Genomic DNA, 14,628 nt, shown 5'->3' with positions numbered 1-14,628 from the left:
AACCATTTCCTTCCTGCAATTCCAATCTTATTCCCAAGGAAAAGAATCCGTCAGATAATCGGCGAATTTTTTGCTCTCTTCTCTGCGGAAGCGGCGCATTTCAGCTCGCTGAAGACCTGTCTCGTTCAGTCTTTTCTCTTCTTCTGTCTCCGGTACCACCCTGGGAACCCGAACGGGTCTGTGATTCGCATCCAACGCAACGAAGGTCAGAAATGAAGTAGCCGCAATCTGACGGTTCCCGCTGACCAGATCCTCCGTTATTACTTTCACGAACACCTCCATGGAGCTATTCCCCGTATAAGTTACGAATGCCTCCAAACTTACCGAGTCTGTTGTCATGATAGGCTTCAAGAAATCGACCGAATCGGTCGAGGCGGTGACGCAGAAATTCCTGCAGTGCTTGGCAGCCGCAATCGAAGCAATATCGTCTATGTTGGCCATCAATTTACCGCCGAACAAGGAGTTATGATTATTCACATCGGTTGGAAACACTCTGGAAGTTCTATAACATCTGGATTGTTTGACATAACGCTGCTCTTCCATGGGACACACCCTTCCTTAATATATACTTACCCTAGTTTACCAATTAACCTCCAAGTCATGCTATCTAATCAAGGAAATACCCATTTATGCTCCAAAAAGTGGTATATTAGTGGAACGAGCAGCTTCCACAGTTAGCAAGGAATAAGTATTTTCTCGAAACCCCGAGCCATAATAAACGTAAAATAGTACAAGGAGGCGATTAGTGATGAAGTGTCCTGTATGTCATGATGTGCGTATGCGTGAAGTGGAAAAAGACGGAATTCTGATTGACGTGTGCCCGGACTGTAAGGGAGTTTGGCTGGATCGCGGCGAATTGGATAAGCTCATGGTTGGTGAAAGGGAGTTCCGACAGGAATATGATCGCGAAGTGTCGGAGCATAACCGTTATCGCAATGAGCAACGCCCAGCGCAAGAACGGCCTGTCTACACAGAAGGCAAACGTTATGATGACGATAAATATGACAAGCATGGTTATCCGAAGCATAAAAAGAAGAAGACGATGTTTGATATGTTTGATGATTTGTTCTAGGTTAACTGCTTAATTGAAAGAGTGAACAGACCTCCAATCTCACATCTCATGTGGGATAGGAGGTCTGTTTGTTGTCAGTTGCTGGTATCACTCACACACTTGAATCCATTCGCTCATACAACTGAAGGGCTCTTTTCATTTTGCTTATGTAAACCTCTTCCTTACCCGAGCACATAAACTTCACATCTCCGTGACCGGAATCACTCAATAAAGAACGGCCAATAAGCTGCTCGTAAAGCCGCTTCACCGTTCCCTTACTGCCATCGATGATCCTCAAGTGGTCTGGAACAAGCTTGGCAAGAATTGTTTTATAGAACGGATAGTGGGTACATCCAAGGACAATCGTCCCGTAGTCTTCCAGTTGATAGGGAGATAACTCTGTTCGGAAGTACTCCTGCACGAAGTCTTCATCGAAATTGAGACTCTCACACATTTGCACCAATCCTGGCAGCGGCAACGAATCTACAATACTCATATCATCTATACGATTAACAAGCTCATTATACTTAGTAAGCTGAAGCGTGAGCGGTGTAGCCATTACAAGCACTCTGCGGCCCATGTGCCGATTCATCTCGACGGCAGGCTTCACAGCAGGCTCCATCCCTATGATAGGGATATCGTACTGACCTCTCAGCTCTGTGATGGCAATACTCGTTGCCGTATTACATGCGATGACCAACGCTTTGACTTGTTCCTGCATGATGTCAGCAACGGAATCCAGAATGTACTTCTTCACATCATCCTTCGGCTTCGTTCCATAGGGCACGTGAAGTGTATCCGCGTAGTAGAGAAAATCCTCTTGCGGCAATTGTGTCATAGCTTCCTTCAATACCGTTATACCGCCTAACCCCGAGTCAAAAAAAGCAATTCGCATTATCCTCACCTGTTCCTTTATATCCATTAGACGAAAACACCACGCCTGATTCACCATTTAGTATACCATCGTTTCTCAGCGAATTCTTCTCTTTCTGTTGGTGGTGATGGGCTGCAATCGACGTTGCTAATGTTAGAAAAGCCCTGAAACATATATCGTTTCAGGGCTTTTCTTTATTTATCGTCGTCTTCGTCATCTGTTTGACCGGCTTGTAAGCCGCTCAGGTATTCCGCTGTTGCTCGATCCCTCTCCCGGCCTTTCTCTTTCAGCCGTTCAATGGCGGGTAGGATCAGAAAGTCGACTTCCTTCTGCACGATATAAGAAAGATCGTAACGGGTCTGTGATTCGAGATAAGAACCGACCTCCATCAACGCATTGTAGCGGTCTAATTCTTCCCGGGTCAGCAGCCCGCGAACTTGCACACTGCAATGTCTCACGATCTAACCTCCATATTCTCTTATCGTTAGAACAGGATTAGAATTTACCTTTTTTCAACACGAGCGGAATACCGCCAATGATGTACAAGTAACGCATGTCGATAATTTTCTTCATCATTGCAGCAGTGCCGCCCTTAAGCTTGCGGTTACCAACTACACCGATTGCCTCGCCCTTACCGAGTGAAGCTACAGTGCCTTTGATGGAAGGCTTGAACTCTTTAAGCGGTTGGTTGCGAATGGCTGCCACCAGGTTAGTTGCTGTAGTCATCCCTTGCTGCATAGCAATCTGAGCTGTTGGAGGGAACGGTCTGCCTTGATCGTTGAAGATCAGGGAGCAGTCGCCGATAATAAAGACATTGTCATGCCCTGGCACACGCAGGTTAGGATCAACCTTTACACGGCCGCGCATAGCTTCGAACCCAGCTTGTTCAACCAGACGATTTCCACGAATACCGCCTGTCCAAATAACTGTTGCCGATTTAATCGTTTCGCCGTCTGCCAAAATTACGCCATCAGGCAAGCACTCTTTGATTGCAGTAGCGATTTTGAACGTAACGCCTTTATTCGTAAGCACTTGCATGGCATATTCAACTAACTCAGGGTCGAAACCAGGCAACGCTGTAGGTGCAGCTTCAATATTATAAATTTTGACCAAGGATGGATCAACGTCGAATTCTTTGCACAACTCAGGAATACGGTCAGCCAATTCTCCGATAAACTCGATTCCAGTAAAGCCTGCTCCGCCAACAATAAAAGTCAAGTAATCCTTACGATCAGGCTCTCTCTTGAATTTGGCGAATTGGTACTCGATATGCTCGCGAATCAAGCGAACACTGTTGATGCTTCGGATGTTCATGGCATAATCAGAAAGTCCTGGAATTCCGAAGGTTTCGGATTCACCGCCAAGACCGATAACCAGGTAATCGTAAGACAACGTGCCGTCTTCCAATACAACTTTTTTCTCCTGCGGTTTAATTTGCACGACTGTCGACTTAACAAAATCGATTTTGAACTCGTCAATCAGCTTGGAGATGCTCACGCGAGCGTTCTCCGGATTATCAGTTCCGGCTGCTGGCATGTGCAGATGTGTCGTAATGTAATGATAATCATGTTTGTTTACAAGCGTTACGTTTGCCTCGTTATAATTCAGCTCTTTCTGCAGTCGAAGCGCAGTCAGAACTCCGCCGTAACCTGCTCCCAGTATGACGATTCTAGGCACTGTACTCATCTTAGATCCCTTCCATTTCCGTATCCGTTGTTTTTTGTATCGTTCTCTTCTTCATGCATTGTGAAAAATTACACAAGCGGTGTCAAAAAAGATCGTATCTGTATTATTTTGAACGTATTCCTCCACTATTATGTCCATCGATTTGCACGATTTTCAACAATAGTTAGAACGATTTCAACTGCAATCATATCTCGATACGGGTCAAATATCAAGTCATAATTTGTCCAAATTTTGTCGTAAATTGTTACAAAGGGGTTTTCTTCGGGTACACTGGAGATTATAATAGAAAAGATTGTTTAATGCTTACGGAGGTGTATTGGGCTTGTCTACTAATGAAATAAATCAAGATCGAACGGATATCGTAGTGATTGGCGGCGGACCTGCGGGAATGTTTGCTGCATTTTATGCTGGAATGCGCCACGCTTCGGTAAAAATTGTTGAAAGCATGCCGCAATTGGGAGGACAGTTATCCGCACTGTATCCTGAGAAATACATATATGATGTGGCTGGTTTTCCGAAAGTAACTGCACAACAATTAGTAGATAATCTTCGTGAACAGATGAAGCTATTCAGCATTGAGGTTCATTTGGAAGAAAAAGTGGTAAAGGTTATCAAAAAAGACGAGCGGGATTTCGAAGTAGTTACAGACAAAGAGGTGCACCGTTGTAAGTCTGTTATCATTACAGCAGGAGTAGGAGCTTTCGAACCCAGGAAACTGGATCTGCCTGAGGCTGCTTCGTTTGAGAAAAAGAACCTTCATTACTTCGTCAGCAATTTGAATATATTCAAAGGGCAAAAGGTATTGATCAGCGGCGGCGGAGATTCCGCAGTAGACTGGGCGCTTATGCTGGAGCCGATCGCTGAGCAGGTAACACTCGTTCATCGGAGAGACAAGTTCCGTGCCCATGAGCATAGTGTTGAATTGCTTAAGAATTCCAGAGTCAAAGTAATTACACCAGTCGAGGTCGAAAGCTTGAACGGGACAGACCAGATTGAATCGGTCACGCTCAAACATTCAAAAACGGGTGAAGAGCTAGTTATTCCGGTAGATGCTGTTATCGTAAATTTCGGTTTCGTATCGTCACTTGGTCCGATTGCAGAGTGGGGCTTTGAGATCGATAATGGTTCCATCATTGTGGACTCCCGCATGGAGACAACGATTCCCGGGATCTTCGCTGCCGGAGATATTACGACATATCCTGGCAAGCTGAAATTGATTGCGGTCGGTTTCGGGGAAGCTCCTACTGCGGTCAACAACGCCAAAGTATATTTCGACCCGGACGCCAAGCTGTCCCCAGGTCACAGCAGTAACATGAAGTTTTAATAAATCGTCAATAAGGGCACTCTATCCTAAATAGCTGCATTCGAATGATTCGAAACCTTGCAGCTACGCTTTCGAAGCGCTAGGCTTCGTATAAGCTATAGGAGGAATGCCCTTTGTCGTACGGTTGTACAGTATGTAACGGTCTGCAAGCGTTGGTGATATCCTGTCCACAATGCAGTCAATCCCTAATTGACGGAGGTCGGGCCGAAGATTATTTGGGACCTTATTCCCCTTACCAACCGGCAGAAGAATGGCAAATGACGCACGAAGTCCCTTATTCAGGAAGCCCCACATGCGTCCATTATTTGTACTGTGAGAATTGCGTTCTGTCTGTATCCTACACGATTGATGAACAACTGCTGTAAGTTGGATTAGATCAATATATCGTTGACGGAATCAACGGTCTTCCCGACTGTGAAATCGTCAAACCTCTCGATACCCGGCCTTGCTCCATGCCGATTGGCGACTTCTTTGGAATTATAGGAAATTTTCATGTTGTAAGGACCTTCCACTATATGCGGTTTACGACGAATCTGCTTGAGCGCCTCTTCCACATCGGTACGAATCCGCTTCACGGCCTCCTGCGGATGCAGGCTAGTAGCTCTACCGTTCGGATGGCCGTTCTTAATTATAGTAGCAGGAAGATCTTGTCCGAGTACTGACCTAGCCTCTTCTACCGCGGCGCGATCACCGCTAACATACATAACAGGTACACCGAAGGCTCCTGCTAATAGCGACATCTGTTCAATTTCCCCAATGTGGCGTCCGTTCATCTCATAATAACGAATGTCTGTTGAATTCTGAGTATGAGGGATAACAGCATTAGGTGTGCCAGCCATAGCGTGGTAGCCGACCATCAGCATCGCATGAAACGACTGATCTAGTGCGGGAAGGACCAATTTGCCGGAGTCAGGCCGCTCTACCTCAACGATAGGATTAAGCTTCTCGCACAGTATGTTGTAATCCTGATTTCCTCCATGACCATCATTAATGACGATTCTAGTTGCTCCTGCAGCAAGAGCGCCCTCTACTGCCGCATTTACCTCTGCTGTGAGAATTTCCTGATACCGCGGATAAAACGCATGCCCTCCCTGACATTGTTCCTTCAAGAAGACAAGACTTATTCCTTCCATGTCCGTTAAAATATAAATGTTCATTGCTATCTAGCACCTCCATCACTTGTTCGATACTTGTACCTGATCATTATACCTCAGATTGATAATTTGAATATAGAAGGGTTTATGTTTTTCTGCACCTAAAAAAACCGCCTTAGAATAGCCTAAGGCGGTTTACGTGAAAAGAGAGAACTGCTTGCCTGAAAGATCAGAATCCGTTCCAGACTGTAAGCTCATCCGCATTGAAACGATAAGAAGGATGAGCTGGCTTTACCGCTTTGCCAATAGAAATTAGCAGGATCGGTATGTATCTGGACGGAATCTTAAATGCTTCTACAAGCTTGGCAGGATGATAACCGCCCATCGGGCAGCTATCGTAGCCTTTGGCTTTGGCAGCCAGCATAAGCTGCATGGCTGCTAAAGAAGCATTCCGAATGGCTTCGTCTCGAGCAACTTGTGGAGATTGATAGGCATTCGAGATCTGTCCCACAAGTGCATCCATAGTCTGTTCAGACATTGCCCCTGCTTTTACAGCTTCCCCATAGATCGATTCCGCATTGAGATTCGCTTCCAGATCTCCAAGGACTGCAATCACGGCAGATGCATCCATCACCTGCTGTTGGTTGTTTGCAATCGGCAGCAATAATTGCTTCTGTGCCTGATTCTCAATCACAAGAAACTTCCAATGCTGCAAATTCCATGAGGAAGGTGCCTGTGCTGCCAAGTCAATTATTTCCATTATATCGCGATGGCTTATTCGATGCATCGGATCATAATAGCGAACAGAATGACGTTCCCGTACTACAGCTTCAAAATCTTTCAATGTGTTCTGTATGCGCATGATGAAGAGGCTCTCCTGTTAGTGAAGCGGATCATAGAGCATCACTTGCTCTTACCCCCTTAGTTTGCAATAGAGGCCATCTTCTTATTCGACTTTTCATTTAATTCCTTCATCACACTCAAATACTGACTGTTACTCTTAAGCTGAGCCACGATTAAATCCCATTCATTTAATGGCAACTGCCCAACAATGATTTTGATCTTCGTTTGAGTCAGCATTTGATCGATAGTATGCATGGCAGCTCTCATCTCATTAGAGAATAGTCCGAGAGTAGGATCATTTCCGTGAGTGAATTGGATGGCTGCTCTTTCCTCCAGTATTTTCAGAACTGATTCTTGATCAGAAGCTGACAATTCAACATTGGTAACGGTCGAAGCTGAGCGCTGACCAAAGAATGGTTCGAGAGGAAGTAGAGAGTTGTATTCATCTTCACGAATGTCACCAGACAACCAGTTTTCAAGAAAAGCAAGGATTCGCTTCAGTTTCGCTTCAGTTACATTCTTCGGAATAGTGAATATACCGGTGTGACCGATTGAAGAAGGAACTACTTTAGTTCCGCCCTCTCTAGCTTGCAGATAAGCTAGCTGTGAGAAGTCTACAGCAGGATTTGAGATACTGTCGCGCAGCTCCTGATTGGCTTTCCAAACCAGCTGCTGGGACAAAGCAATCGTTCCCCCATGGTTGCTCGTTACAAGGTTCATAGCTTGATCAGATGAGGCTATAGCAAAATCCTTCGCCAGTATACCCGCAGCAAATGCATCTCTTAACCATTTCAAGGCTTGTTTCGTTCCCGGTTCCACTGTGGTGTCAATGATTACTCCATCTTGCAGCTTGAAGCGTCCTCCGCTCTCATTAAAAACATTTTCTACCCAAGACAAGTCACCCAGGCTTAAAGCATTGACGCTTCCGGCTAATGCTACCGTATCCTTTTTGCCGTTGCCGTCGGGATCTCTTGCCTCAAAAGCTTGTAAGACTTCATATAATTGTTCCATTGTGCGCGGGATCGTCAGACCGACCTTCTCCAACCAATCTTTCCGTAGAGCCGGGAAGACGCCTATATCCGGATTGCTCAATCTAGGAATGCCATAAAGACCGCCATTGTCGCGAGTAAGCCGACCCTCGAAAGAATTAACAACAGCTTGTAAATGCGGATAATCATGTATGTAAGGATTAAGGTCCCAAAACATGCCATCGAATATGTCATTATTCCAGCCAAAAGGATCTGGAACTAGCAGCAGATCGGGCGTATCGCCGGCAGCAACGATAACATTCACTCTCTCCTGATAATTTTGCGAGGGGTATGTCATCATATTCAAATTAATGTTAAGGTCATTGGCAGCGAGTAGTCCTAGCTTCTGATATTCGTTCTTGGATAAAGGGCTATCGACTTGTGCGATAACGCGAATATCCTTAAGGGAATCTACTTTCTGAATGATGGCCATCTTGGAGTTCGGATTCCACTTCACCTCTCGATGGTCTGCTTCCACCGCAAACCTTAGCGGGATGAACGCCATATCACCTATTAGCTTAGTAGAAGTCGGCATACGATGTGCAATGGTATTGAATGTTGCCTGTGCTTGATTAATGGGGAACCGCCATATTGTGTTCTGCTTCTCCGCTATTACGGTTTGCTCTTGCGCATCCCAATCGACTCGGAACCCTAGTCGTTCAAGTAGAGCTCTTGCGGGTACTAACAATGTACTCTGCTCGAGCAATGGGGATTGTGTAAAAGGAATTTCTCCTTCAAAACCTTCCATTACCCGGATTGGCGCATCACTCGGCAAAGGCTGGGGAAGTTGAATGGCTGGAGTAGCAGCAGTATGATCCATCGTTTCCATTGAATCGGCGAATACGGGTCCAGCGGTTTGCATGAGCAGCACAAGGGCAGCTCCCGAAGCAAGAAAAGCTCGCTTCTTATTCATCTTTTTAATCAACTTGGTTTCATCTCCTCTTAGATCGATAAGTCAGTCTAAGAGTATAGACGTAATAGATTGGGAAAGGTTCCCTTTTTGTATTATTATTACCTGCCCATATATATTAACCGCACGAAACAACAGCATTCGACATATCTCATAAAAAAAAGAAAAGCTCAGTTAGCCTGAGCTTCTTGTCCGTAATATACGTTTAGCTTGCGTCTCTTAATTTCTGCTAATAGCAAATTAATGAAATCTCTGTCCAACTTCAAGTCAATGGCTTTCAAGTATGATTCGATGAGCGCTTCGTTACTTAATAATTTCATCCCAAATCACCCAACTTCACTTCCAAATTTTCTTTATAGTATCATGTAGCTTAATTGGGGACAAGCTTACCCATATCCACAGTATGATGTGGATATCCTGTGAATACTTTGTTGACAAGTGTCAAAATCTGTATGTGGAAAAGGTCGAATTTTGTGTATAAAGTTATGCACAGAAAAATATGGAAAAAACCCATAAAAAACTTTTATCATAATCTATGAATATAGTACTATTTAATTTTCATCCACTTCCCATGATAGAGTCAGTTGTCGGTCTGCCCACTTTTTTACGTGTACCTCAATAATGGCTTCTGTCTCTTCCTCACTATATTCTTCCAACTTCACATCCGGTATTTCAAACCATGCTTCTTTAACCAAATCTTCACCTACAGATAAGCTGACTTTGATCTTCATTGCATCACGGCCTCTCCTGCGTATTGTCCAATTTTCCGTAGTGACTTCCCTCTCTTAAATTGTTCGATTTACGGCTGGCTGATACCTGTTGACCCCGGAAACTTATACTTTCTTGTCGTTAAAAAAAGAGAAACCCCGCGTACAAGCAAGTGCGCCTAGGCGCACCTCTTACACGATTGGAGCTTTCTCTTCATGTCCGCTGCTCGTCGATAAATTAAGATGACACAGTCGTTAACGTTTTATGGTTGCATTTCCATATTGTCCGTTTTAGGGCTCAATCGTCTCATTAAGGTCGCGAAAAGTTAACGGCCATAACGATTTCTCGCTGACCGACAACGCCGTGGCCCCGGCATGAATACTTGCCTCAGCCTCTTCCACAGTCTGAATGAGCCCGCTAGCAATGACGGGAATGTCGGGTAGCTCGTCGGCGATGCGGGAAATCACTTTGCTTATTAATCCCGGCATCAGCTCTATCCCGTCGGGCGATGTCGCCTTAGCCAGCTTCAAGCCGTTTTCCAGTGCCAGCGAATCGAGGACGAACAAGTGCAGGATGGCGTACAAACCGGTTTTAGCCGCTTCTTTAATCAGGTGACTTTTCGGCGTAATAATGCCGTCCGCCCCGATATATTCACGCACGAACTGGAGCGCTTCTTTGTCCGAGCTGGACAAACCGCGGATCAGACCGAGATGGAGAAACGCTCCTTTGCCCGCATCAGCACACTCCCGCACCGACTCGATCGCCTCAGAGACGCTGCCGCCCATGAAAAACAAATTGTCGACGCCGCTTGCGAGTGCTGTCGCCGTCTCACGGCGGCTGCGCACGGCCGCGATAATCGGCCTTTGTCCGATTTTGTACAGTAAAGACATGAATGATCCTCCAGGCACAATACGACGTTATATTCCTTTCGCCTCGCGATAAGCGGCTACGTATTGCCTCGCTATCTCCGCAGCAAGCTAATTGTACACGATTTCCTTTACCGCGACAATGTTCTATTGGCTCGCATTATGTATGGTCAAATGTATCGATACATTTTACAAATTCTTAACATGCTATGTGAGCTTATCTAATTGACAGCTCCTAAGCTCCGACAGTATAGTTAAAACCAACAACGTTCGTTTCCGACAAATTCATATCATTTATTTTTTTGAGTGATGTATCCGAGAGAAAGCTCAAAGACAATATACAGGCAATCCTGTAATTGTGTTTGAGCTTTCTCTCTTTTTGTTTTCTGAGCGAAAATGAGGCAAGAAGAGCATCCGATCTGGAAAACATGGAGACGTCGAACGAACGTTTAACGAACAAAATTTGGAGGTAAACGGTCATGTAAACATCAAAGACAGTACTGCCTAGTCATGATTAGTCTCTCAACTGCATGCTCTGACCGTTAACCTGCCGATCAAGCGGGACAGATGCCGTCACAGCAAGCGAAGCCACTGAAACCGGTCGAGTTAGTGTTTTATTCGACGAAGCTTTAAGTTGTTGCGATATGATAAATAGTTGGTTTCGGAATGATGTAAAGACTGTCGTTTAGAGAAAGGTTGTGAATCTTATAGCCCGTTCCTTGCATTTACTGAAAAAGCACAAAACGCTCTACTTACTCATGCTGCCCGGCATTTTATACTACTTGATATTCAAGTACGTGCCGATGTACGGAATCATTGTCGCGTTTCAGGACTTTTCAATTGGTCGAGGCATTTTGGACAGCAAATTTGTCGGGTTAAAACATTTTCACGAGTTTTTTGTCAATACGCCCGACGCCTGGAAACTGATCCGAAATACAATCATGCTTAACGTATATGGACTTCTGTTTCAATTTCCCGCGCCCATCATACTGGCGCTGCTGTTACACGAGTTGAAATTCAAAAGGTTCAGACACATTGTGCAGTCGATCAGCTACATGCCGCATTTTCTCTCGACGGTCGTCATAGGCGGCATCTTGATTACATTCTTGTCCCCGTCGACCGGTATTATCAATTTTCTTCTCGTCAAATGGCTTGGCATCGAGCCGATCTTGTTTCTCGGGCTACCCGAATGGTTCCGTACCATCTATGTCGGATCCGAAATATGGCAAGGCATCGGTTGGGGGACGATATTGTACTTGGCCGCGATAGCCGGAGTCGACCCGACGTTGTATGAGGCGGCGAAAATAGACGGAGCGAACCGGTTTCAGCAAGTTCGCCACATTACGTTCATCGGCATGGTGCCGGTCATGATCGTCCTGTTCGTGCTCAATCTCGGTCATTTTATGGAAGTCGGATTTCAGAAAATATTGCTGCTGTACAATCCGAGTAACTACGAAACATCGGACGTCATCAACACCTTCGTCTATAGGAGAGGTCTGCTAGGCGCCGACTTCAGCTTTGCTTCCGCGGTCGGATTGTTCCAATCGGTGATCGGCTTCATCCTCGTCGTCACGGCGAACCGGATCGTCCGCAAATACTCTGATTCGAGTTTATGGTGAGGTGACCCGCATGAAAATTCAGGCAAGTATTGGTTCGAGGATATTCGATATGTTCAACGTGCTGTTGATGCTTCTTCTGATCGTCGTCATGGTGTATCCGATGGTGTACGTGTTCTCCGCTTCCATCAGCTCCGATGCGATGGTGGCGAGCGGCCAGGTGCTGCTACTGCCGAAAGACGTGACGCTGCACGCTTACAAAGCGATTGTGGCCAACCCCGACGTTTGGATCAGCTATTGGAATACGATCCGTTACACGGTCGTTCAAACAGTGCTTACGCTGATCGCGACGTCCGCGATGGCGTACCCGCTGGCGAAAAAATGGCTGCCCGGCCGAAGGGCGATATTGCTGATGGCCGCTTTCACGATGCTGTTCAGCGGCGGGATGATTCCGACTTTCCTCGTCGTGCAGAAGCTTGGACTGCTGAATTCGATATGGGCGCTCGTGCTGCCCACTTTGATTAGCACGTGGCACTTGTTCGTTATGCGGACCTTTTTCCAAGGACTGCCGGAAGAACTGGAAGATGCGGCCACGATCGACGGCTGTGGACGGCTGCAAGTGCTCGTCCGGATTGTCCTGCCTTTATCGCTGCCGGTTATGACGACAATCGGACTTTTTACGGCTGTCGGCCAATGGAACTCTTTTTTCGACGCCTTGATTTACTTGAACGACCGCAATATGTATCCGCTGCAAATTATGCTTCGCGATATTTTGGTGGCAGGCGCGGAGCTTTCGTCTGAAAACAATTCGGGCCAGCTGCAGACGATGAAATTCGCGTTGATCATGGTCGCAACTTTGCCCATCTTGTGCGTCTATCCCTTCATACAAAAATATTTCGTGCAGGGCTCCATGATCGGTGGTATTAAAGGTTAGTCGCGGTTCTTCGGGTAATCCGGGAGTCTGCTGCAACATAAACAAACTTCAATAATCAAGGGAGGCAAACTATAATGAAGAAACGTATCGCCATCATTGTCACCACAGCCATGCTCGGTGGACTCCTCGCCGGCTGTTCCAGCACGAAGGATAAGACTGCGGGCAACGCGAATGCAACACCGGCAACGGACAAAACGCCCATTACGTTCTCCTGGCTCGCTTACGACCGGACGGAGGGTAAAGTTCGCAGCGACTGGGAAATTTTCAAAGAAATCGAAACGAAAACCGGCGTGAAGGTCAACTTCGAGGTGGTCAGCCAGCAAGCTCTCACGGAAAAACGGCAAATTATGATCGCGACGAATTCCTTAACCGACTTCATTCAAGTACCGAACTCGGAAGCTCGGGAAAACGGACCGGATAAACTGTTCCTGAATTTGAAAGATTATTTGGACAAAGCGCCCAATCTTAAAGCGTTTTACGACAAATACCCAGAAGCGAAGGCGCAGGCGACCGGCGCGGATGGCGGCTTATACACCGTGCCAGTGCTGGATGGCGATGAGAAAATGTTCCCCTACGTATGGATGATGCGCAAAGATTTGACTGACAAGCTCGGGCTGAAAGATCCGAAGAACCCGGACGAGTTGTACCAATATTTGAAGGCACTAAAAGAGAAATATCCAGACGCGTATCCGTACACGTCGGTAGGGTTATCGTCCGGCGTAGGGCTTTATACAGTAATGGGCCACATGTTTACGGGCATTAACGGCTTCTTCAACTTGAACCCGCAAACCGACAAGTATGCGTTCGCTCCTTACGAAAAAGGATATAAGGATGCCATCGTCTTCATGAACAAGCTGTACAGTGAGAAGCTGCTCGATCCGGAATACCCGTTCCTCACCACCCCGCAATGGCAAGAGCGAATCATGAATGGCAAAGCTCTCGTATCGTACTATTGGAAAGCGGATTTGCCTACGATGACTGACAGCGCCAAAAAAGCGGGAGCACCAGCGGACTATGAGTTGGAAGCATTTGCGCCGATTGCCGCGCCGGGCGTCAAAAACTATCAGTTCTCTCGCAAGACTGTCGGTGGTGCCGGCATCGCCATTTCGGCGAAAGTGAAAGACAAGGACCGGGCCGTGCAATTCCTGGATTACCTCCTTAGCGAAGAAGGAACCAACTATTTGGCTCTCGGCATTCAAGGCAAGACGTATACTTTGGAGAACGGCAAACCGGTATTCATGAAGGAGTTCGGTGATACCCCTTACGTTCCGCTGCGCCGCGACTTCGGCGTATGGTACGACATGATCAATATGAACAACGCTCTTTCGCGCGAAACTTGGGAAAGAAGCTCGAGCGAGAAAATAAAAGCGATCGACGCGAAATATGCTCCTTACATTGTACCCACACCGAAAGCGAGCATCATGACGAAGGAAGAACAAGATCTTGAAAAGTCGAAAATGAGCAACCTGAGCAAATTTTTGGAGCAAAAAATTACGGAGTTCGTTACCGGCAAAACACCGATTAACGATACAACGTATGCCCAATTCATCGAACAAGCGAAGAAGCTCGGCTCTGACGAGTTGCTGAACATGTACAATACGGCCTACAAACGCACTTACGGCAAATGATCGGCGTAGCTGTCGATTCAATGTGAATCCACATTAATCGACAGTCTTTATTCTGTACCTTCTTACAATATATTAGTAATAGCGCTTATATATATCACAATAACGCTTATTAAGGAGTGTTCGATT

General features: G+C 46.2%; 16 protein-coding genes. 6 read left to right on the top strand and 10 right to left on the bottom strand.

Annotated elements, in window-relative coordinates; all coding sequences use genetic code 11:
• Window positions 1–27: 27 nt before the first annotated feature.
• Complete coding sequence (locus AC58QD_RS16995; protein ID WP_497335321.1) at window positions 28–543, bottom strand: acyl-CoA thioesterase; 516 nt, start codon at window positions 541–543, stop codon at window positions 28–30.
• Between the two features lie 205 nt (window positions 544–748).
• Here AC58QD_RS16995 and AC58QD_RS16990 point away from each other — a divergent pair, with 205 nt between their 5' ends.
• Window positions 749–1,072 carry a TFIIB-type zinc ribbon-containing protein gene (locus AC58QD_RS16990; protein ID WP_497335319.1) on the top strand — a complete coding sequence of 108 codons (324 nt, stop codon included), beginning with the start codon at window positions 749–751 and terminating at the stop codon, window positions 1,070–1,072.
• 91 nt (window positions 1,073–1,163) lie between these two features.
• On the opposite strand, the gene murI is transcribed toward AC58QD_RS16990, so the two are convergent.
• The 3 genes from murI to AC58QD_RS16975 form a co-directional block, all read right to left on the bottom strand.
• Complete coding sequence (gene murI / locus AC58QD_RS16985) at window positions 1,164–1,946, bottom strand: glutamate racemase (RefSeq protein ID WP_497335317.1); 783 nt, start codon at window positions 1,944–1,946, stop codon at window positions 1,164–1,166.
• 173 nt (window positions 1,947–2,119) lie between these two features.
• On the bottom strand, window positions 2,120–2,383 hold the full coding sequence (locus AC58QD_RS16980; protein ID WP_497335315.1) for a hypothetical protein: 264 nt from the start codon (window positions 2,381–2,383) through the stop codon (window positions 2,120–2,122).
• 37 nt (window positions 2,384–2,420) lie between these two features.
• Entirely contained in the window at window positions 2,421–3,611 is a 1,191-nt protein-coding gene (locus AC58QD_RS16975) for an NAD(P)/FAD-dependent oxidoreductase (RefSeq protein WP_497335313.1), read from the bottom strand.
• A 322-nt stretch (window positions 3,612–3,933) separates the two neighbouring features.
• On the opposite strand from AC58QD_RS16975, the gene AC58QD_RS16970 reads away from it, so the two are divergent.
• Window positions 3,934–4,935, top strand: coding sequence for an NAD(P)/FAD-dependent oxidoreductase (locus AC58QD_RS16970; protein ID WP_497335311.1), 1,002 nt, complete (start codon window positions 3,934–3,936; stop codon window positions 4,933–4,935).
• Between the two features lie 113 nt (window positions 4,936–5,048).
• Window positions 5,049–5,300: a hypothetical protein gene (locus AC58QD_RS16965; protein ID WP_497335309.1), complete on the top strand. Its 252-nt coding sequence runs from the start codon at window positions 5,049–5,051 to the stop codon at window positions 5,298–5,300.
• A gap of 6 nt (window positions 5,301–5,306) precedes the next feature.
• Here the strand turns inward: AC58QD_RS16965 and AC58QD_RS16960 are convergent, their stop codons facing one another.
• From AC58QD_RS16960 to AC58QD_RS16935, 6 genes are all read right to left on the bottom strand, one after another.
• On the bottom strand, window positions 5,307–6,092 hold the full coding sequence (locus tag AC58QD_RS16960) for a M55 family metallopeptidase (protein WP_497335307.1): 786 nt from the start codon (window positions 6,090–6,092) through the stop codon (window positions 5,307–5,309).
• Window positions 6,093–6,258: 166 nt separating this feature from the next.
• Entirely contained in the window at window positions 6,259–6,891 is a 633-nt protein-coding gene (locus AC58QD_RS16955) for a nitroreductase family protein (RefSeq protein ID WP_497335305.1), read from the bottom strand.
• 59 nt (window positions 6,892–6,950) lie between these two features.
• Window positions 6,951–8,825 (bottom strand): extracellular solute-binding protein, encoded by a 1,875-nt coding sequence (locus AC58QD_RS16950; protein ID WP_497335303.1) that lies wholly within the window; start codon window positions 8,823–8,825, stop codon window positions 6,951–6,953.
• 155 nt (window positions 8,826–8,980) lie between these two features.
• Complete coding sequence (locus tag AC58QD_RS16945) at window positions 8,981–9,130, bottom strand: sporulation histidine kinase inhibitor Sda (RefSeq protein ID WP_497335301.1); 150 nt, start codon at window positions 9,128–9,130, stop codon at window positions 8,981–8,983.
• Between the two features lie 231 nt (window positions 9,131–9,361).
• Entirely contained in the window at window positions 9,362–9,541 is a 180-nt protein-coding gene (locus AC58QD_RS16940) for a hypothetical protein (RefSeq protein ID WP_497335299.1), read from the bottom strand.
• Window positions 9,542–9,808: 267 nt separating this feature from the next.
• The gene (locus AC58QD_RS16935; RefSeq protein WP_497335297.1) at window positions 9,809–10,408 is read right to left on the bottom strand and encodes a glycerol-3-phosphate responsive antiterminator; all 600 of its coding nucleotides are present in this window, start codon (window positions 10,406–10,408) and stop codon (window positions 9,809–9,811) included.
• A 734-nt stretch (window positions 10,409–11,142) separates the two neighbouring features.
• Here AC58QD_RS16935 and AC58QD_RS16930 point away from each other — a divergent pair.
• The 3 genes from AC58QD_RS16930 (at window position 11,143) to AC58QD_RS16920 (ending at window position 14,502) form a co-directional block, all read left to right on the top strand.
• Window positions 11,143–12,003 (top strand): ABC transporter permease, encoded by an 861-nt coding sequence (locus AC58QD_RS16930; protein WP_497335436.1) that lies wholly within the window; start codon window positions 11,143–11,145, stop codon window positions 12,001–12,003.
• A gap of 10 nt (window positions 12,004–12,013) precedes the next feature.
• A complete protein-coding gene (locus AC58QD_RS16925) occupies window positions 12,014–12,874 on the top strand; it encodes a carbohydrate ABC transporter permease (RefSeq protein ID WP_497335295.1) in 861 nt (286 codons plus the stop codon).
• Window positions 12,875–12,948: 74 nt separating this feature from the next.
• Complete coding sequence (locus AC58QD_RS16920; protein ID WP_497335293.1) at window positions 12,949–14,502, top strand: extracellular solute-binding protein; 1,554 nt, start codon at window positions 12,949–12,951, stop codon at window positions 14,500–14,502.
• Window positions 14,503–14,628 lie beyond the last annotated feature (126 nt).

It is taken from the genome of Paenibacillus sp. J2R1T-4 (assembly GCF_059692235.1).
The sequence above is the reverse complement of the archived record's forward strand: the minus strand, read 5'-3'. Positions and strand labels throughout refer to the sequence as shown.

What these genes read in the sequence shown, in the direction of transcription:
- murI (WP_497335317.1), bottom strand. Translation starts at nt 1,946, where the DNA reads ATGCGAATTGCTTTTTTTGACTCGGGGTTAGGCGGTATAACGGTATTG.
- AC58QD_RS16935 (WP_497335297.1), bottom strand. Translation starts at nt 10,408, where the DNA reads ATGTCTTTACTGTACAAAATCGGACAAAGGCCGATTATCGCGGCCGTG.
- AC58QD_RS16925 (WP_497335295.1), top strand. Translation starts at nt 12,014, where the DNA reads ATGAAAATTCAGGCAAGTATTGGTTCGAGGATATTCGATATGTTCAAC.
- AC58QD_RS16960 (WP_497335307.1), bottom strand. Translation starts at nt 6,092, where the DNA reads ATGAACATTTATATTTTAACGGACATGGAAGGAATAAGTCTTGTCTTC.
- AC58QD_RS16920 (WP_497335293.1), top strand. Translation starts at nt 12,949, where the DNA reads ATGAAGAAACGTATCGCCATCATTGTCACCACAGCCATGCTCGGTGGA.
- AC58QD_RS16930 (WP_497335436.1), top strand. Translation starts at nt 11,143, where the DNA reads ATGCTGCCCGGCATTTTATACTACTTGATATTCAAGTACGTGCCGATG.
- AC58QD_RS16995 (WP_497335321.1), bottom strand. Translation starts at nt 543, where the DNA reads ATGGAAGAGCAGCGTTATGTCAAACAATCCAGATGTTATAGAACTTCC.
- AC58QD_RS16955 (WP_497335305.1), bottom strand. Translation starts at nt 6,891, where the DNA reads ATGCGCATACAGAACACATTGAAAGATTTTGAAGCTGTAGTACGGGAA.
- AC58QD_RS16975 (WP_497335313.1), bottom strand. Translation starts at nt 3,611, where the DNA reads ATGAGTACAGTGCCTAGAATCGTCATACTGGGAGCAGGTTACGGCGGA.
- AC58QD_RS16990 (WP_497335319.1), top strand. Translation starts at nt 749, where the DNA reads ATGAAGTGTCCTGTATGTCATGATGTGCGTATGCGTGAAGTGGAAAAA.
- AC58QD_RS16945 (WP_497335301.1), bottom strand. Translation starts at nt 9,130, where the DNA reads ATGAAATTATTAAGTAACGAAGCGCTCATCGAATCATACTTGAAAGCC.
- AC58QD_RS16940 (WP_497335299.1), bottom strand. Translation starts at nt 9,541, where the DNA reads ATGAAGATCAAAGTCAGCTTATCTGTAGGTGAAGATTTGGTTAAAGAA.